Annotated in this window: 16 protein-coding genes; 7 read left to right on the top strand and 9 right to left on the bottom strand. The window is 39.6% G+C overall.

Going from position 1 to position 17028, the window contains the following annotated elements:
• Positions 1–8: 8 nt before the first annotated feature.
• Positions 9–758 (bottom strand): SIMPL domain-containing protein, encoded by a 750-nt coding sequence (locus WG905_RS07415; RefSeq protein WP_339591074.1) that lies wholly within the window; start codon positions 756–758, stop codon positions 9–11.
• A gap of 286 nt (positions 759–1044) precedes the next feature.
• Between WG905_RS07415 and WG905_RS07410 the strand changes: the two genes are divergently transcribed.
• Positions 1045–3546, top strand: coding sequence for a glycoside hydrolase family 2 TIM barrel-domain containing protein (locus tag WG905_RS07410; protein ID WP_339591073.1), 2502 nt, complete (start codon positions 1045–1047; stop codon positions 3544–3546).
• Between the two features lie 160 nt (positions 3547–3706).
• Complete coding sequence (locus tag WG905_RS07405; RefSeq protein ID WP_339591072.1) at positions 3707–4222, top strand: DUF6141 family protein; 516 nt, start codon at positions 3707–3709, stop codon at positions 4220–4222.
• A gap of 32 nt (positions 4223–4254) precedes the next feature.
• Here the strand turns inward: WG905_RS07405 and WG905_RS07400 are convergent, their stop codons facing one another.
• The 8 genes from WG905_RS07400 to WG905_RS07365 all read right to left on the bottom strand — a co-directional run bounded on the left by WG905_RS07400 (position 4255) and on the right by WG905_RS07365 (position 12073).
• Positions 4255–4644, bottom strand: a complete 390-nt coding sequence (locus WG905_RS07400) for an iron chaperone (protein ID WP_339591071.1) — start codon at positions 4642–4644, stop codon at positions 4255–4257.
• A gap of 86 nt (positions 4645–4730) precedes the next feature.
• On the bottom strand, positions 4731–5852 hold the full coding sequence (locus tag WG905_RS07395) for an ABC transporter permease (RefSeq protein ID WP_339591070.1): 1122 nt from the start codon (positions 5850–5852) through the stop codon (positions 4731–4733).
• Positions 5849–6955 (bottom strand): ABC transporter permease, encoded by a 1107-nt coding sequence (locus WG905_RS07390; protein WP_339591069.1) that lies wholly within the window; start codon positions 6953–6955, stop codon positions 5849–5851. Before WG905_RS07390 ends, WG905_RS07395 begins: the two co-directional genes overlap by 4 nt.
• A 10-nt stretch (positions 6956–6965) precedes the next feature.
• Entirely contained in the window at positions 6966–7706 is a 741-nt protein-coding gene (locus WG905_RS07385) for an ABC transporter ATP-binding protein (RefSeq protein WP_339591068.1), read from the bottom strand.
• A 29-nt stretch (positions 7707–7735) separates the two neighbouring features.
• On the bottom strand, positions 7736–8644 hold the full coding sequence (locus WG905_RS07380; RefSeq protein WP_339591067.1) for an ABC transporter ATP-binding protein: 909 nt from the start codon (positions 8642–8644) through the stop codon (positions 7736–7738).
• 3 nt (positions 8645–8647) lie between these two features.
• Positions 8648–9535, bottom strand: a complete 888-nt coding sequence (locus WG905_RS07375; protein ID WP_339591066.1) for an HlyD family secretion protein — start codon at positions 9533–9535, stop codon at positions 8648–8650.
• Positions 9536–9602: 67 nt separating this feature from the next.
• A complete protein-coding gene (locus WG905_RS07370; protein ID WP_339591065.1) occupies positions 9603–10868 on the bottom strand; it encodes a TolC family protein in 1266 nt (421 codons plus the stop codon).
• 116 nt (positions 10869–10984) lie between these two features.
• Positions 10985–12073 (bottom strand): glycoside hydrolase family 2 TIM barrel-domain containing protein, encoded by a 1089-nt coding sequence (locus WG905_RS07365; RefSeq protein ID WP_339591064.1) that lies wholly within the window; start codon positions 12071–12073, stop codon positions 10985–10987.
• A gap of 355 nt (positions 12074–12428) precedes the next feature.
• Between WG905_RS07365 and WG905_RS07360 the strand changes: the two genes are divergently transcribed.
• The 5 genes from WG905_RS07360 to WG905_RS07340 all read left to right on the top strand — a co-directional run bounded on the left by WG905_RS07360 (position 12429) and on the right by WG905_RS07340 (position 16803).
• Positions 12429–12869 carry an SRPBCC family protein gene (locus tag WG905_RS07360; RefSeq protein WP_339591063.1) on the top strand — a complete coding sequence of 147 codons (441 nt, stop codon included), beginning with the start codon at positions 12429–12431 and terminating at the stop codon, positions 12867–12869.
• Between the two features lie 115 nt (positions 12870–12984).
• Positions 12985–14562 (top strand): membrane dipeptidase, encoded by a 1578-nt coding sequence (locus WG905_RS07355; protein WP_339591062.1) that lies wholly within the window; start codon positions 12985–12987, stop codon positions 14560–14562.
• A gap of 74 nt (positions 14563–14636) precedes the next feature.
• Complete coding sequence (locus WG905_RS07350; RefSeq protein WP_339591061.1) at positions 14637–15203, top strand: Crp/Fnr family transcriptional regulator; 567 nt, start codon at positions 14637–14639, stop codon at positions 15201–15203.
• A 59-nt stretch (positions 15204–15262) separates the two neighbouring features.
• Positions 15263–15736: a DoxX family protein gene (locus tag WG905_RS07345; protein WP_339591060.1), complete on the top strand. Its 474-nt coding sequence runs from the start codon at positions 15263–15265 to the stop codon at positions 15734–15736.
• A gap of 95 nt (positions 15737–15831) precedes the next feature.
• Complete coding sequence (locus WG905_RS07340) at positions 15832–16803, top strand: 3-keto-disaccharide hydrolase (RefSeq protein ID WP_339591059.1); 972 nt, start codon at positions 15832–15834, stop codon at positions 16801–16803.
• Positions 16804–17028 lie beyond the last annotated feature (225 nt).

Genomic DNA, 17028 nt, shown 5'->3' with positions numbered 1-17028 from the left:
CTTTAAGATTATTTTACTTCATATTCAGTACGTAATGTAATACTTGCTGTTTTGTTTTTTGAGCTGGTGTTAAAGGTGCCGCCATAGCTGAAGTTCTCATTACTGTTCTGACCGGTGATCTGGAAGACGCCCATATTAGCATATTTCAGGTCGCCTAAGTTACTGCCGGCATTTTCAGTAATGCTTTGTGCACGGTCTTTTGCATCCTTACTTGCCTTAGCCAGCAGGTCAATTTTTAGCTCAGACATTTTTGTATAATAGTACGAAGGAGCGAACGAGTTAAGTTCAATTCCGCTTTGGATAAGTTCTGTAATTTCCCGGCTTATTTTTTCTACCTTATCGATGCTTTTAGATTCTACCTTTACATTTTGGGTTAAGCTATAACCATTAAAAGCATTAGAAAGCAAACGGCCATTCTGATCATAAACAGGATTATACAACTTGTTGATGCTGACAGCTGAGAATACCGTTTCATTGTTGCTTAAACCCTTTTGCTGAAGGTATGCCCTTATCGCACCTTCGTCTTTCTTCAAATTAGCATATGCCTGCTTTAAATCCATGCTCACCCGGGAGTAGTCGCCCTGCCATACAATCAGGTCACTTACAAAGTTCTTTTCAGCCATGCCGGTTACCAATACCCGTTTCCTGTCCTTAAATTTATATTTATATGCGCCTGCAATGATCAGCGTTGAAAAAAGAATGGAAAGTGCAATGATTCCAGGAAAAATATAGCCTCTGTCTAAAATGCGCATGTTCATAAAATAGTTTATGGGTAATATTATCTGTAAATTAATAATAATTAATGCATTTTAACCTGCTTACTGAAAATAAGTTAGGTGTTAATTAAGAAGGTATCTAGAAAAGGAATAGGTGACTCGAGGAAACTAGGTAAGTAGGAAATTTGTTTGAAAGCATTATATTGCGGTTTTTTAAAGCCTTAACCATTGAAACCACCATAAGCTTACAGCTCACAAAAAGTATAAATAAGCTGATGATCGCTTCATTACCATTAACAAACAAACTATACTCCAATATAATTATTCTATGATGAAAATTAAGTTATTTATCCTCGTCATCTTCCTAAGTAATATCCCCGGACTTGCATTCGCTCAAACCAGAACAGAAACCAAGTTTGAAAGTAACTGGAAGTTTAGCAGGGAGGATCAAGCGAATTTTAATTCGCAGGAATTTAATGACTCCAAATGGCAAACTGTAACAGTTCCACATGACTGGGCCATTTATGGGCCTTTTAGTAAAACAAATGATTTACAGGAAGTTGCCATCACCCAGGACGGACAAAAAGAAGCAGAAAGTCATGCCGGACGCACCGGCGGCTTACCTTTCGTAGGTGTTGGCTGGTACAGGTACCATTTTAAAGCGCCGGATTTTACCAACGGTAAAAAGGCAACCATCATTTTTGATGGTGCCATGAGCAATGCTACTGTTTATCTGAATGGGAAAAAGGTAGGCTATTGGCCTTACGGTTATAATAGTTTTCACTTTGACATCACCGAATTCATGGAAACGGGCAAGGAAAATATTTTAGCCGTAAGGCTTGAAAATTATCCGGAATCATCGCGATGGTACCCTGGCGCAGGGATTTACAGAAATGTTCATTTAAGAATAACAGAAGCCGCTCACATTCCAGTATGGGGCACTCAGCTCACCACACCGGTCATTAACGCTGATTTTGCGAAAATAAACTTAAAAACGAAACTAAATAAACCTGAAAATACAAAAACTGAGGATTACTATTTATTGACTGAAATTATAGATGCTTCCGGCAAAACCGTTACCACTTTAAAAAGCGCTTTAGGAGCCTATAATAACAACGTTTTCGAGCAGGAACTTATCGTTAAAAAGCCGGAACTTTGGGATACAGAAAGTCCTTCTTTATACCGCGCAGTTTCAAAACTATATGAAGGAAATAAACTTCGTGATGAATACACAACCACTTTTGGGATACGTTCTATTGAAGTTATTCCTGATAAGGGTTTCTTCCTTAATGGCAAAAGAACGCAGTTCAAGGGAGTCTGCCTGCACCATGATCTCGGCCCTTTGGGTGCTGCAGTGAATGATGCCGCTATTCGCAGACAACTGCGGATCATGAAAGATATGGGTGTAAATGCGATCAGGACATCCCACAATATGCCGGCACCTGAAGTGGTAAAGGCTTGTGATGAAATGGGCATCATGTTAATGGCTGAAACTTTTGATGAGTGGAAACACCCAAAGCAAAAGAATGGTTATAACCGTTATTTTGATGACTGGGCAGAAAAGGACCTCGTCAATCTTATTCATAATTACAGGAACAACCCCAGTGTGGTGATGTGGTGTATTGGGAATGAGGTTCCGGAGCAGGGCATGGAAGGCGGCTCTAAAATCGCGAAATTTCTTCAGGATATTTGTTTTAGAGAGGATCCTACACGTTTTGTAACACAGGGAATGGACCAGCCCCAGAATGTGATCAAGAATAATTTTGCGGCTACCATGCAGGTGGCGGGTTTTAATTACCGCACTCATACCTACCCGGAAGCCTACAAAAAGCTGCCGCAACAGATCGTTTTAGGTACCGAAACAGCCTCTACCATTAGTTCCAGGGGGATTTATAAGTATCCGGTGGTACGACGAGCGATGCCTAAATATGATGATCACCAAATTTCATCGTATGATGTAGAGCATTGCGACTGGTCTGACCTGCCTGAAGATAATTTTATACAGCATGAAGATCTTCCTTACTCCATAGGGGAATTTGTTTGGACGGGATTTGATTATTTAGGAGAACCTACACCATATTATACAGATTGGCCAAGCCACAGTTCATTATTCGGGATTGTAGATCTTGCCGGCATCCCTAAGGATCGATTTTATCTTTACAGGAGCCATTGGAATAAAAAAGAAAATACGCTGCATGTTTTACCTCACTGGAATTCAAAAGGCCGTGAGGGCGAGGTGACGCCAATATTCGTATACACCAATCATCCTTCGGCCGAGGTTTTTATCAATGGTAAAAGCCAGGGCCGTCAAACAAAGGACACATCTTTTACGGTGCATAACACCGCAAATAAGCAGTCATTCGAAAACTTGGATCGCCAGAAAAGATACCGATTGATGTGGATGGATACCCGTTATGAGCCGGGCACAGTGAAAGTAGTCGCCTATGACCAAGCTGGAAAAGCTGTAGCGGAAAAGGAAATCCATACACCAGGAAAACCACATCATATAGAATTAACTGCTGATCGTTCGGTGTTGAATGCCGATGGAAAGGATTTGTCTTTTATTCGTGTAAGTGTGGTGGACAAGGATGGTAATCTTTGTTCTGATGATACCAGGAAGATTGAGTTTGAAGTGAAAGGAGCAGGGAGCTACCATGCTGTAGCAAATGGTAACAGCGTTAGCCTTGAGTCTTTCCAGGCGCCATTTATGAAGGTATTCAGTGGTGAACTTACGGCAATTGCCAGGTCTGGAACAAAATCTGGTGTATTATATTTCCACGCTAAAGCAAAAGGGTTGAAGTCGGCAGTTATAAAGGTTACTGTCAAGTAATTCATTATAATACGATCCGTTTAAGAATCGGGCATAAACACGCCTCCAAGGGTGTTTATGCCCGATTCTTCACTTGAAGGCCATAGGAGGTGTAAATTTTAGCGCTTAACCAGTTAATGAAAAAATAATGTAAATTAACGGCAAACTCTCTTACTCAGAAATGGATAGTCAGGTAGTATTTACAGAAAGACAAAGATTTAGCCAATGGTGGCTCTGGCTCATTTTACTGGGAATGAATGGCCTGTTTATATTTGGTTCCTTTCAACAGCTTGTAGCTGGAAAGCAATTTGGTGATAGGCCAATGAGCAATAACGGACTTTTATTAATGACCTTCCTGACCATTTTAATAAGCCTGCTATTTTACTGCTTTCGCCTGGAGACATATATAAAAAAGGATGGAATTTATGTCCGGTTTTTTCCCTTTCAACTGAAGTTTAAATATTATAATTGGAGTAACATCAAAAAATCTTATGTCAGACGATATAAACCAATTTTAGAATATGGCGGTTGGGGCTGGCGAATGAGTATTTCAGGAAAAGGAAAAGCTTTAAGCGTATCGGGCAATCATGGGCTGCAATTGGAATTGTTAGATGACAAGAAGTTACTTATCGGAACTAAAAGCCCGGAAGAACTGACCAAAGCATTGAACAGTGTTCAGCATAATCACATTAGCTAATTTACCCGTATAAGTTGACTATCAAATTGCTATCATCCTTTCCGTCGAGTTTTTTTTGCCTCGGCTATCTCCATGTTCTCCTTTACCCTGTATTGTACAATTCTGCTGATCAATGCAAGGGGCAGTGTTTTATCGATTGGAAATTTTACTGTTCCTTTCGCGCTTTCATAAGTAGCTAGCTCATTTTTGAAAGCTGCTATGGCGCTGGGCCCGGGATAAAATCCAATATGATTCTTAAAAGCAGCAAAATGCACCAGATTTCCTTGCAAATTAAAAGTAGGAATCTGATAACTCATGGTTTCTTTTGCTTCTGGAACGATATTTCTTATTGTTTCCCGTAACTGCGCTAAAATAACCTGAGTAGTGGGTTGGAAACCCGCAATGTACTCGTCAATGTTTTGTATTTTAGTTTTAGCATCCATAACTCTTGTGGTTAAATTTACGTGCTTTCACCTGGTTATATGAATTGCAGTTTCAGATGATAGGTTAGCGCTAAAGAAGGCTTAGATCAGGAGGTTTTTTTGTAATTTAAGACAGCAGCTGTATTTAATACCACTGCAAAACAGATAATGATGGCAATGTGCCGTTTAATATCATTAAAACCGCTCCCTTTTAAAACAACCATTCTCATCACTTCAATAAAATAACTTAAAGGATTAAATTTTGTGATCACTTTGGCCCATTCCGGCATGCTGTCTATCGAAGTAAATAAACCGCCCATTAATATAAATATCATCAAAAAAAAGAACATAATGAGCATCGCCTGTTGTTGTGTATCGCAAAATGTAGAAATCAATAAACCAAAGCCCAGAATAGCCAGGAGATAAACCCAAACGAAACTATAGAGCACGAATAAGCTGCCTAAAGGGAAGATACCGTAGATAAGCCAGGAAATAAACAGGCCAACTGTAAAAACCGCATTCGCCAGGATCCAGAAAGGAATAAGCTTAGCCATAATAAAATGATGTTTTTTTATAGGCGAGACATTTATTTGTTCAATGGTACCGGCTTCCTTTTCTTTTACAATGTTTAAAGCAGATAAAAACCCACCCACCAGTGTAACCAAAATAGCCAATATTCCTGGAACCATATAAACATTGTAGTTCAAATGTGGATTGTACCAGTTCGATGACGCTATTTCAATAAATGGAACAGGATTATTGTCAGGTTCTCGAAAAATGGTCTTTACATTGATTTCCTGATTGTAAGTCTTTATAATTGCGACGATATACCCGGCACCCAAACCTGCTTTTACGCCATTAATGGCATTTACAGCAATAAATAGATTTTGCTTACCCTCTCGGATAAATCCCTCCTCAAATCCATTCGGAAATTCCAGGATAAGATCTGCCTGGTCTGAAGCAATCTGGTTGAATGCCTTTTTGTAAGAACTGGTATAACCCGATAACCTAAAATTACCCGATGAGATAATTTTTGTAATGAGGTTTCTGGAATAGGCAGAATGGTCATTGTCTACCACAACCAGGTTGATGTTTTTAACTTCATAATTTGCCGCCAGCGGTAAGATCAGCAATTCTGTCAATGGCATCACCAGGATAATCGCCAGAATGGTTTTGTTCCTGAAGATTTGCTTAAATTCCTTGATCAGTAAAAATTTCAAGATGCTCATGCCAAACGGATTTTAAAGTTTTTGAGACTGATGAACAATAGAAAAACTGTGATTCCCAACAGAATTAAGGTCTCTTTCCAGATAAATGAAAAACCGAGCCCTTTAATCATGATGCTTTTCACAATGATGTAATACCACTTGGCGGGGACTAAATTTGAAATAAGCTGCAAGGGAACGGGCATGTTTTCCACAGGAAACATGAAACCACTAAATAAGAGCGTTGGCAAGAGCATACCCATTAAAGACGTTAACATGGCTGCTTGCTGTGTATCTGCTTTAATCGATATGAATATGCCCAGCGATAGCGAAGTGATGATAAACAACATACTTTCTGCATAGAAAAGCAATAGGCTACCGTTAACGGGTAGATCCAGCAAAAACACACTGAGCAAAAGGATGGAGGTTACGTTTATAGTAGAAAGCAGCAAATAGGGCACCGTCTTGGAAATGATGACCATGATGGGCTTAAAAGGTGATACTAATAAGACCTCCATTGTTCCTGTTTCTTTTTCCTTTACAATAGAAATTGCAGTCATCATGACGCAGATCAGCATGAGTACCAATGCCATCACCCCAGGGACGAAATTTGGCGCAGCCTTAAGCTGGGGATTATATAACATTTTTATCGCGGGCTGTATCAGATAAGGTCTTGTGGTTGGCTGTGTATCTGATGACTGGTAATCATTGATAATGGCAGAAACATAGCTGATTAGTGTTGTTGCCGTATTTGGATCTGAGGCATCCGCGATGACTTGTATTTGTGCTTTACCCTGGTGCATTAAACTACCGTTGAAGTCATTAGGGAAAATTACCGCCATCTTGATTTTTCCGCTTTTAAACGCAGCCTCAAGCTCCTGGTGCCCCTGTAGCGTTTTATTGATCTCGAAGTATTTACTGGCTTCAATCTTAGCTGTAATCTTTTGTGAGGCAATATCTTTAGCGTTGTCAATGATCACGATATCAGCGTTTTTAACTTCGTTGCTAAGTGCAAAGCCAAAAATCAATATTTGGACGACAGGCATGCCAAACAGAATTAGCAAGGTCTTCCTGTCGCGCAGCAGGTGTAAAAATTCCTTTTTTACGAATGTCAAAAACTGTTTCATGATTTTTCATTTATTCAGCCCGTTCTGCTTCCCTGGCTAAATGATAAAATACATCGTCCATGGTGCTTAGCCCATATTTTTTTTTGAGAAGCGCAGGTACATCAAGCGCTTCTATTTTGCCGTCGACCATGATGGAAACCCGATTGCAATATTCAGCCTCGTCCATATAATGGGTGGTGACAAAAATGGTGATTCCGTTGCCAGCGGCCTCATAGATTAAATCCCAGAACTGTCGTCGGGTTACTGGGTCAACACCACCGGTAGGTTCATCAAGGAAAACAATTTCTGGTCGGTGAATAATTGCAGTAGAAAATGCCAGTTTTTGTTTCCATCCCAAAGGAAGTGCCGCTACCCGCTTTTTAGCCTGGTCTTCCATGCCCAGTCGCTCGAGGAGTTTTGTACCCTGAAGCTTTATTTCCGAGACTGTAAGGCCGTAGATACCGCCAAAGAAATGGATATTCTCCTTAACACTGAGGTCATTATATAACGAAAATTTCTGACTCATATATCCGATCTTTTTCTTAATTTCTTCCGACTGCCTGTATACATCAAAACCTGCTACAGTGGCTTCACCTGAGGTGGGTACCGATAAGCCGCAAAGCATGCGCATTGCAGTTGTCTTCCCAGCGCCATTGGCTCCGAGAAAACCAAAAATTTCTCCTTTATCCACTTCAAATGTAACATGGTCTACCGCCGTGAAACTCCCAAACCGCTTTGTTAGTCCTTTGCATTGAATTACCTTTCTATTCATGATCAAGTTGTTTTGTAGATGTCTGTTGACTATGCCATGAGGTTAATAAAGCTATCCTCAATGGATACTGCAGCGTCCTTGATTTGAATTTCCTTTAAGCCATTGTTGAGTAGAAACTGCTCTAAATGCTGGGGATCAGACTTACCTTTGAATGTAAAATGGGCATATTCGCCAAAGGCATAGCTTTCATTTCGCCGGGGATATACTTTTAAAACCAGCAGCAACTGGTGCATTCGATCGGCTTTTATGGCAAATAGTTCATTCGGATAGCTGTCGATAATATTTTTGGGGGTGTCTATTGACAGAATATTTCCTTCCTGAAGCAGCGCGATCCGGTCACAAAGATTTGCTTCATCCATATAAGGAGTTGATACGATGATAGTGATGTGTTGCTCTTTGAGTCTTTTCAGTATTTCCCAAAACTCTTTTCTGGATACTGGGTCTACGCCGGTAGTGGGTTCATCTAAAAACAGGATGTCAGGCTTGTGGATGAGCGCACAACATAAAGCAAGTTTTTGCTTCATTCCGCCGGAAAGTTTCCCCGCTCTGCGATCCCTGAAAGGCTCAATTTGTACATAAATTTCTTTTATTACATTGTAATTTTCTGCCAATGTGGTGTTAAACAACGTAGCGAAGAAGGTAAGGTTTTCATGTACGGTTAAATCTTCATAAAGGGAAAACCTACCGGGCATATATCCTATGCTTTTTCTCAGGGTTTTGAAGTCTTTGATGACGTCGAGACCGTGAATTGTGGCGGCTCCACTATCGGGAAGCAATAGTGTCGTTAATATTCTGAAGATACTGGTTTTGCCGGCACCATCCGGACCGATGAGCCCAAAAAGTTCACTTTGGCCCACCGAAAAAGATACGTTATTGACGGCTTTCTTTTTTCCTTTATCATAGGTTTTAATAATCCTATTTACAATGACGGCCTCCATAATTTAAAGCTTAATTTCTCCGTACATTCCAATTTTAAGGAATCCATCGTTTTTAACTTTGACTTTCACAGCGTATACCAGGTTGGCACGTTCGTCTTTGGTCTGAATAGTTTTTGGGGTGAATTCTGCTTTGTCACTTATCCATTGTACAACACCCGGGTATTCCCGGTAACTATCGTTTTCAGCATCAACGAAAACCCTGAGCCTTTCATTCAGTTTGATGACCGGCAATTGCTCACCACTGACATACACCCGAAGGATCAGTGATCTCAAATCAGCTATTTTATATAATGGTTTGCCTTGGAAGGCCATTTCACCTTTCTCCGCATACTTACTAATTACAGTTCCCTTTATATTGTTGACAATTTTTGATTTTTTTAACTGGTCGTCTACCTGTTTGATCTGCACATTCAACGTTTGGGCTTCTTCATCTATGCCCGTGGTACTGATGTTTAATTCTGTTTCCCTGGCCTTAATTTGCTTCTCCAGGATAGCGACGCGGGTATTGGCATCATCCACTTGTTTTTGGGTGGCAGCATCAGCCTTGAGCAGGTTTTGCATGCGTTGCTGGTCAACCCTTGCTTGCTGCAACTGTTCCCTGAAAATGTCGAGTTGCGACTGTGAATCAGGTTTTCTACTTCGTACCGCTTTTATTTGTGCAAAAAGCTGGTCTTTTTTTAGGGAGAGTTGTGTGGTATCTATAAACCCAACTACCTGGCCTTCCAGCAGGTTTTGTCCTTCTTCCACATCAAGTGCTTCGATAATTCCACTGGCTTCAGCGGGGATGATCGTTTCCACAGCCTCAAAAGTTCCTGTTGCATCAAATTCCGTCTGATTGCCGTTGCAGGAAAAGAGCAATGCGGATAATGCCGTTAGCCATAGTGTTTTCATTTGAATTGTTTTGAATGATGATGAGGCTATCATAAAGAAGCTTTTTATATCGTGCTATTTTTATGGGTTAATTGCCTGTGATTAACTGATGTTTGAATTGTGCATAGCGTAATTCTGTCTGATGGATAATTTTATTTTGTACGGCCTGGTTTTCCTCGTTGACTTCCTTCAAATAATCCGCGGGACTAATGACACCGTTTTCAAGTTGTGCCAGAGCGGCTTTTTTAACATTATTTCTTAAGGTAATGATCTCATCGTCAGATACCAGATACTCGTTAAGCATACTTATTTCTGCTTCCTGCTGCTTAACCGCCTGGGTGGTATTGAAAAGGAAAGTTTCTTTTTCTGTTTCTATCTCCTGGATTTTGAGGTCTATAATTTGCTGCTGCTTTTTCGAAGTGTAAAATCCTGTAAAAGACCATGCTAATCTGATACCACCTATATAATAAGGTTCAAAGGCTTCTTTAAGAAAATTTAGGGCTGGATTTCCTATTCCTCCCTGGAAAAAGAGGTTTAATTTAGGCCTGTTCCCTGCGTTAATAGACTTCTTATCAAGTTCAAAGCTTTGTCCACTGTAATTAAAGAAGTTAAGTTCGGGCCGGTTGATTTCCAATGAAAGGAGGGGCGGAGTGGGAACTTTCAACAGTGTGTTCATCCGGACCTCTCGATTAATAAAAAGGCCCAGCATCGCTGCATAGGCCTTTTTATAACTCCGGATACTTATCGCCTGCTGTTCAGCTTTAAGGTACTCGGCCCTAAGCAAGTCGACACTGCTTCGATAGGCTGTTCCATTTTTGAGTTGTGCTGAAACTGTGTTTATCCCTATCTGTATGTCATTTTTTAAAAGCTGATTTTGTTTCAGTTGTTCGTTAATTACCAAAATGCCAAAGTAAAGGTCAGCGATTCTTTCCTTAAGCTGGTATAGTTCAACCTGAATTTGCTGATCCTGAACTTTTAGTTGTGCTGCAGCAGCTAGTTTTTGTTGTTTAATGATCCCGCCATCATACAACAACTGGTTAAACTCTCCATAGAGTTTGTATTGGTCTTTGTTGAGTTCAGGTATATTTAATCCCGGTGTACTGACAGGTACTTTAGTGACTTCAGATTGGTAGCTTGCCTGGCCAAATATATCAAACCGTGGTAAATATCCTTTAGAGAGGTTTCCTATGGTGAATTCACTGCTCTTCTTCATCAGATCCCTTTTTTTCGATAAAGGATACTGCGCCTGCGCAAGCGCATAGCATTCCTCTATGGTTAACACCGTGCCCGTTTCTTGTGCACTAATGTTATGGAGCATACTAAAAACAACTATGAAAAGGATATACTTCTTCATCAGTATATATTTTGTTTTCCCTAAGAAAATGAAGCCATGATCAATGGCCCTATACTTATTCGTATGCTCTAATTTAATTATTTAATTATTCATAAAAAGAATGTTTTGGTGAAGAGTTATTTTCTTCCTGTCAACATTTTAATGGAATCAATTTCTGACTGTTTATAAGGTCTGCCATCTTTATAAAAGATATCATGAAACCATAATCTGGGTTCTTTTCCATCTTTGATCGGCATGTCCCAGGCATAGATTGTGTTGCTTTTTCCTGCTACTAAGCCCCAATTATAAGCGCCAATGTTTTCCTGTTTTAGCAAAGGCATAATGTTACTGAACAGACTGTTCCTGGATCTGGCCATATATTCCGTACAGATCAGTGGCCGCTTTGAAACGGATCTTAATGTATCAATCCATTTTTGATGATCTTTCACATCACCATAATTATGATAAGTGGTGATGTCTGAATTTTTGATCTGATAATCTGTAAGCTCTTTTAAGGAGAGGTTCCATACCCCAACAGATAGCGGCTGACTTGGATTCACCGTACGCGCCCATTCGAAAACCTTTTTTAATAGTGGCATGCTTTTGTTCCCATATCCGGAATTTCCAGGTTCATTGTATAAATCCCAAAGTACGATACGTTTATCCTCTTTAAAGGTGTTTAAAATATCTTTTACATAAACTTCCAGGGTGTCTGTAAGGGTAGAATCCGAAAACAATAAGTCTCCGGGATCTCTTACCCAACCTGAATTGTGTATGCCTGGTTTTGGCTCCGGTTGTTTCCCTGCTTTGTAGGTAGGGTTCCAGCAATCGTCAAAAAACACGAACATCGTAGATATCTTGTGTTTTTCGGCAATGTCAAGATAATTTGAAACCCGCTTTTTAAATCCCTCTCTATCTTGTTGCCATGCCAGGTGATGTAGATATACACGCATGGAATTCATTCCTATTCCTTCCGCCCATCCCAATTCTTTGTCAATTGTAGCAGGATCAAATGTATCTGCCTGCCACATTTCCAATTGGTTAATTGCCGTGCTTGGTATAAAATCACTGCCCCTCAGCCATCCCCATTTGGCATACCATTCATTTGCCTTTTCAACCGGCCATATTTCTCTGGCAGTTTGACTTATCTGTGGCTTCTGTTGGAAGCAGGATTGAAAAGTAAGGGAGAATAAGAGCAGACCTAAGTAAATTTTAAAATTTTTCATAGTTATATCATTTGTTTTTTAGGTTATGAAGTTTTCACAAGTTATACTCGAACTCGGTTCAATGCTATTTGTAAGCTGATGATGGCGTTTCCAGGAAACAAGTTTATTTATATTGGCTGTTTGAATTTAAAGGTTATTATTCAAAGATTCATAAACGATTTTAAATATCGCCGCAACAATAACTGAAGCTGGAATGATCTGTAATCAGAAGAGCAGGTTCATTTGGTCGTTCAAAATCGTTGGAACTGCAAGTATGGCATGATGGCAAATGGGTAATTGGAAGTAGGATAGATCTTGTAATTTATATTATCTTTAATTAACCGTTTAAGAATAATTTGTAAAAAATTAAGATATCATGGAAAGGCAGCAATTTAAAATCACTATTAACGCAGCGCGGGAAAAAGTATGGGATGTGCTTCTTGGCACAGATACTTATCCGAAATGGACAGCACCTTTTGCTGAAGGTTCAAGCGTGAAAACAGATTGGCAAAAAGGCAGCAAAACACTTTTTCTAGATGGACAAGGTTCAGGAATGGTTTCTGAGATTGCTGAAAACATTCCAAATGAATTTTTATCCATCAGGCACCTTGGTGAGTATAAAGATGGAGTAGAGGACCTGGAGAGTGAAGCGGTTAAGGAATGGGCCGGTTCACTGGAAAATTACACCCTTAATACAGTGGATGGGAAAACCGAATTAAGGGTAGATATCGATATAAATGATGATTATAAGGAATACATGTTAAAGACCTGGCCGCTGGCACTTGATAAAGTAAAAGAAATGGCCGAAAGGAGCTAAGAGGTCGAGATAGATTAAAATTAGGCTAAAACGACTGGCCTATTGGGCACGATAACCTCTATAATGTGGAAGGTTTGCCTGCAGCGCCTTTCCACACAGATAACTGGTAGAAATTATGGCTTTTTTTGATCTTCATTGTCATCCTGGATTAAAGACACTTTTTCTGCCTCAGGATGGAAATCAGTTATCTGTGTGGAGAGATATAAGCCCTCCGGATCATGTCATTGGGGATATCCTGGAATCTCAATGCTCATTTAAACAAATCATACAGGAAGGCGAAGTCAACTTGGTTTGTTTAACCCTTTATCCCCCTGAAATTGGCATATTGGATCAGTTTTTATTGAAAATTGGTTCAATCGTATTTCAGGGTTTAATAGACAGGAACAGATTAGAAGAGATGGCTACTTTGACCGTCTCTTATCAGGAAGTTTTTTTCCAGGAGTTTGCCAATATTACTGCAGGACCAGGGATTGAAGATCAGATTGACCCTGCAAAAAAAATAAAATTTCTGCAACGTTGGGCGGATTACGATGCCAAAGATGCAGATACTCTACATGTGGTATTCAATTTTGAAGGTGGACATGCTTTTTACGACCTCAAAAATAAAATAAAGAATATAGAAAACGTCATCCGGAATTTCAACGCGTTCATTGATAAGGGGTATAAAGTGTTGTATTTAACCCCTGCACATTTAACCCCTAATGAGTTCATGACACATGCTTATGGAAATAAGTTACTCAGCAAAGGACCATTGCTACCTAAAGGTATCGGTATCACTGCGTACGGCAAACGATTGATGGTAAATGCCTTAAAAAAAAATGTGTTGATAGACGTTAAACACATGAGCCTGGTGAGCAGAAGAATCTTCTACAAATACCGTAAACAGAACTTTCCGGACTTGCCCATCATTGCCAGCCATATAGGATTGGCAGGGGAGAGCTGGACTGTTTTTACAAGTAACAGGGGTATCATTAATCCGCGGAAGAAAAGTTATGGGTACAAGGTTGCATGGCTAAAAAATAGAGGGGAATTGGAGGGTACGTATTTCTTTCCCCTTTCTATAAATTTTTACAATGAAGACATCCGTGAAATACTGGAAAGTAATGGACTGATTGGCATTTCCATGGATGTACGGATACTTGGTGGGAAAGGTAACCCGAGTGATTTACACAAGGATTTTTATAGTCATGAAGAATATGAACTACTAACTTCCGCACGGGCCAATGAGAAGATTGAAGAATTATTTGAACACTTTGATGCGGGCGATATTGATAATGGTAATTTAATGCTCAAAACCATCAATCCAGAACCGCAGGAAATTGATGATTTAAGAGCCGTAGATGAAGAGTTGACCGAGATATTTTCCACATATAAAAAAGAGGTAAACGCTATTGAATATAAACATCATATAAGGCTGGTAGTTAACCAATTGATTAGAATTTGGCAAATTACTGACTGGGAAGGAATGTCGCATCCTTGGGACAATATTTGTATTGGATCCGATTTCGACGGCTTGATTGAAACGCTACAATGTTGTCGCAATTCCACAGCGTTTGCTTCCTTTGCACAGGCACTAAAAGTTGAATTGGCTAGTGTTCTATTAGCTTACCCAAAAATTGAACATAGTGCAGCAGAGATCATTGATAAGTTTATGTTCAAAAATGGCAGTGCATTTCTTGAAAAGTGGTTTTAATTTATTCTTACATTTTACAGCCAACGATGATAATAATTTCTTTTAATTTGCCTGTTAACAACCAACCATTATAAATGGACCAAATAAGGAAAAAGCTTGAAGAAATGGGCAAAGTCTCTGATGCTGATTGGGAGATTTTTTCTTCAAAACTAAAGAAACAAACGTACCCAAAAAAGGCTTTGTTATTGAAAACAGGGGAGAAAGAAAACTACCTCTCCTTTATAGAACAAGGAATCATCCGTTTTTATATCCCCAAAGAAGATAATGACCTTACCTTTAGTCTCCTATTTCATGATCATTTTGTAAGTGCTTATGATTCTTTTTTAACTCAAATACCTTGTACTTACCATGTAGAAACCCTTACACCAACCATTCTCTGGCGTTTGAATTATGAGGATCTCCAGGCTATTTATGCAGAGACAGCCATCGGGAATACGATTGGAAGGCATGCCGGCGAAGGTTTGTTCCTTCAAAGTTTTAAGCGCGAGCTTTCTTTGCTGAATGATACAGCTGAACAACGTTACCTTAAATTGTTTACAGAACAGCCGCTATTGATACAAAAAATTCCTTTAAAATACATTGCCTCTTATATCGGTATTAAGCCCCAATCACTAAGCAGGATCCGCAAACGCATTTATTAACCCAGGTTCATTTTTTCGACTTTCAGTTTTCTCTAACTTCGTCAAATAAAATTAAAGATATGGAAACTGGAATAACACTATTAGGCGTGTTTTGTATGTCGCTGGTTATTATGAAAATAACCAAGAAGGAGTATCATTTCGCATTAGCTGGCCGCATTGCCATGTCTACAATGCTGCTACTGACCGCTGTGGCACACTTTATTTTTAATAAAGGAATGTCAATGATGTTACCGGACTTTATACCTTTTAAGGCTGAACTTATTTATCTGACAGGGGTTTTGGAACTGCTGGCTGCAATTGGCCTTTTGTTACGCAAATTCCAGGTGATAACCGGTTTGTTGCTCATCCTATTTTTTATCATGATACTCCCTTCAAACATCTATGCTGCAATGAACCATATAGATCTTCAAAAAGCGACATACGATGGCGAGGGCCCCGGCTATTTATGGTATAGGATTCCAATGCAGTTGTTTTATATAGCTTGGGTATATTTCTCGGCAGTTAAATGTAAGCGTACTTACGTTAATAGCTGATAGATGCCGGGTATGTTTTCCACAAGCTTTTCAGAAATATCTTTGGCGAAAAGCGAATAAGTCCTATCTTACCATACAATTATAATTTAATTCGTATGCAAAAGAAGTTTCTTGTATTGGGCATAAGCAGTTTATTGACGTTAGGATCAGCAAATATGCTGTTTGCAACGCTTTCCCCATCAACCAGTGTTCAACGGATCGTATCAGCTAATGATTTAATAGGACGTTGGGACATCACCATGGATGAAAATGGTAAACCTTCTCCTTCCTGGTTAGAAGTTAAGCTTTCTGGAACAAAGACCTTAGTTGGTACCTTTGTAGGCGTAACTGGCAGTGCACGGCCAGTGGCTAAAATTAATTTTGACCAGGGGAAGTTTAGTTTTAAGATTCCGCCACAGTGGGAGGAAGGCGATCAGGATTTCGTGATTGAAGGAGAGTTGGCAGGTGCAGGAATTCGTGGTACGATTGTGACCAGTGATGGAAAAAAATACAATTGGAAGGGGGTTAAGGCACCCTATCTAAAAAGAACAGGAACAGTAGCATGGGGCAAACCCGTTAATCTTTTTAACGGAAAGGATCTTAGTGGCTGGAAAGCTTTAGGTGAAAACCAATGGGTGGTTAAAAATGGCATTCTAACAAGTCCGCGTTCCGGCGCTAATTTAATATCTGATCAAAAATTTACCGATTTTAAATTATTGATAGAATTTAAATATAAAAAAGGAGGTAACAGTGGTGTATATCTAAGAGGACGTCATGAAGTTCAGATTGAAGACAGTCCAAAGGATGCACATCCCTCAAGCGTGCTATATGGTGGAATATATGGCTTTTTAACGCCTAGTGAAATTACTGCCCTTGGCCCTGATCAATGGCAGACTTTTGAAATTACATTGGTTGGCCGTATGGTTACTGTTGTTGCGAATGGCAAAACAGTGATTAGTAACCAGGAAATTCCCGGAATAACAGGCGGTTCCCTTGACAGCAATGAAGGTGAACCAGGACCTCTTTATATCCAGGGAGATCATGGACCGATTGAATTTAGAAAAATTGTAATTACTCCAGCTAAGTAAAAGCCGAATCATAAAACGATATACATTAAGTGGCTGTGTCATAGTGATACAGCCACTTAATTTTTAAGGTTTCTTATTCTTTACAGAAGACTTATGTAAATATTGATTCTTACCCTAGTTTGCAACTTTTTTGTTTTAGCTATAAATGCAAAAGAAGAAGTCTTACTTTAAAGATAATACTCAATGCAAAAAGCAGCGATCTCAGTGATACGCCTTACAGGATGT

The sequence above is a fragment of the Pedobacter immunditicola genome (genome assembly GCF_037482985.1).
Taxonomy (GTDB): domain Bacteria; phylum Bacteroidota; class Bacteroidia; order Sphingobacteriales; family Sphingobacteriaceae; genus Pedobacter; species Pedobacter immunditicola.
This window is presented reverse-complemented; position numbering and strand designations above follow the sequence as displayed.

Coding starts and splice junctions, on each gene's coding strand:
- WG905_RS07385 (WP_339591068.1), bottom strand. CDS start 7,706: ATGAATAGAAAGGTAATTCAATGCAAAGGACTAACAAAGCGGTTTGGG.
- WG905_RS07415 (WP_339591074.1), bottom strand. CDS start 758: ATGAACATGCGCATTTTAGACAGAGGCTATATTTTTCCTGGAATCATT.
- WG905_RS07375 (WP_339591066.1), bottom strand. CDS start 9,535: ATGAAAACACTATGGCTAACGGCATTATCCGCATTGCTCTTTTCCTGC.
- WG905_RS07395 (WP_339591070.1), bottom strand. CDS start 5,852: ATGAGCATCTTGAAATTTTTACTGATCAAGGAATTTAAGCAAATCTTC.
- WG905_RS07370 (WP_339591065.1), bottom strand. CDS start 10,868: ATGAAGAAGTATATCCTTTTCATAGTTGTTTTTAGTATGCTCCATAAC.
- WG905_RS07405 (WP_339591072.1), top strand. CDS start 3,707: ATGGATAGTCAGGTAGTATTTACAGAAAGACAAAGATTTAGCCAATGG.
- WG905_RS07360 (WP_339591063.1), top strand. CDS start 12,429: ATGGAAAGGCAGCAATTTAAAATCACTATTAACGCAGCGCGGGAAAAA.
- WG905_RS07355 (WP_339591062.1), top strand. CDS start 12,985: ATGGCTTTTTTTGATCTTCATTGTCATCCTGGATTAAAGACACTTTTT.
- WG905_RS07345 (WP_339591060.1), top strand. CDS start 15,263: ATGGAAACTGGAATAACACTATTAGGCGTGTTTTGTATGTCGCTGGTT.
- WG905_RS07390 (WP_339591069.1), bottom strand. CDS start 6,955: ATGAAACAGTTTTTGACATTCGTAAAAAAGGAATTTTTACACCTGCTG.
- WG905_RS07400 (WP_339591071.1), bottom strand. CDS start 4,644: ATGGATGCTAAAACTAAAATACAAAACATTGACGAGTACATTGCGGGT.
- WG905_RS07380 (WP_339591067.1), bottom strand. CDS start 8,644: ATGGAGGCCGTCATTGTAAATAGGATTATTAAAACCTATGATAAAGGA.
- WG905_RS07410 (WP_339591073.1), top strand. CDS start 1,045: ATGATGAAAATTAAGTTATTTATCCTCGTCATCTTCCTAAGTAATATC.
- WG905_RS07365 (WP_339591064.1), bottom strand. CDS start 12,073: ATGAAAAATTTTAAAATTTACTTAGGTCTGCTCTTATTCTCCCTTACT.
- WG905_RS07350 (WP_339591061.1), top strand. CDS start 14,637: ATGGACCAAATAAGGAAAAAGCTTGAAGAAATGGGCAAAGTCTCTGAT.
- WG905_RS07340 (WP_339591059.1), top strand. CDS start 15,832: ATGCAAAAGAAGTTTCTTGTATTGGGCATAAGCAGTTTATTGACGTTA.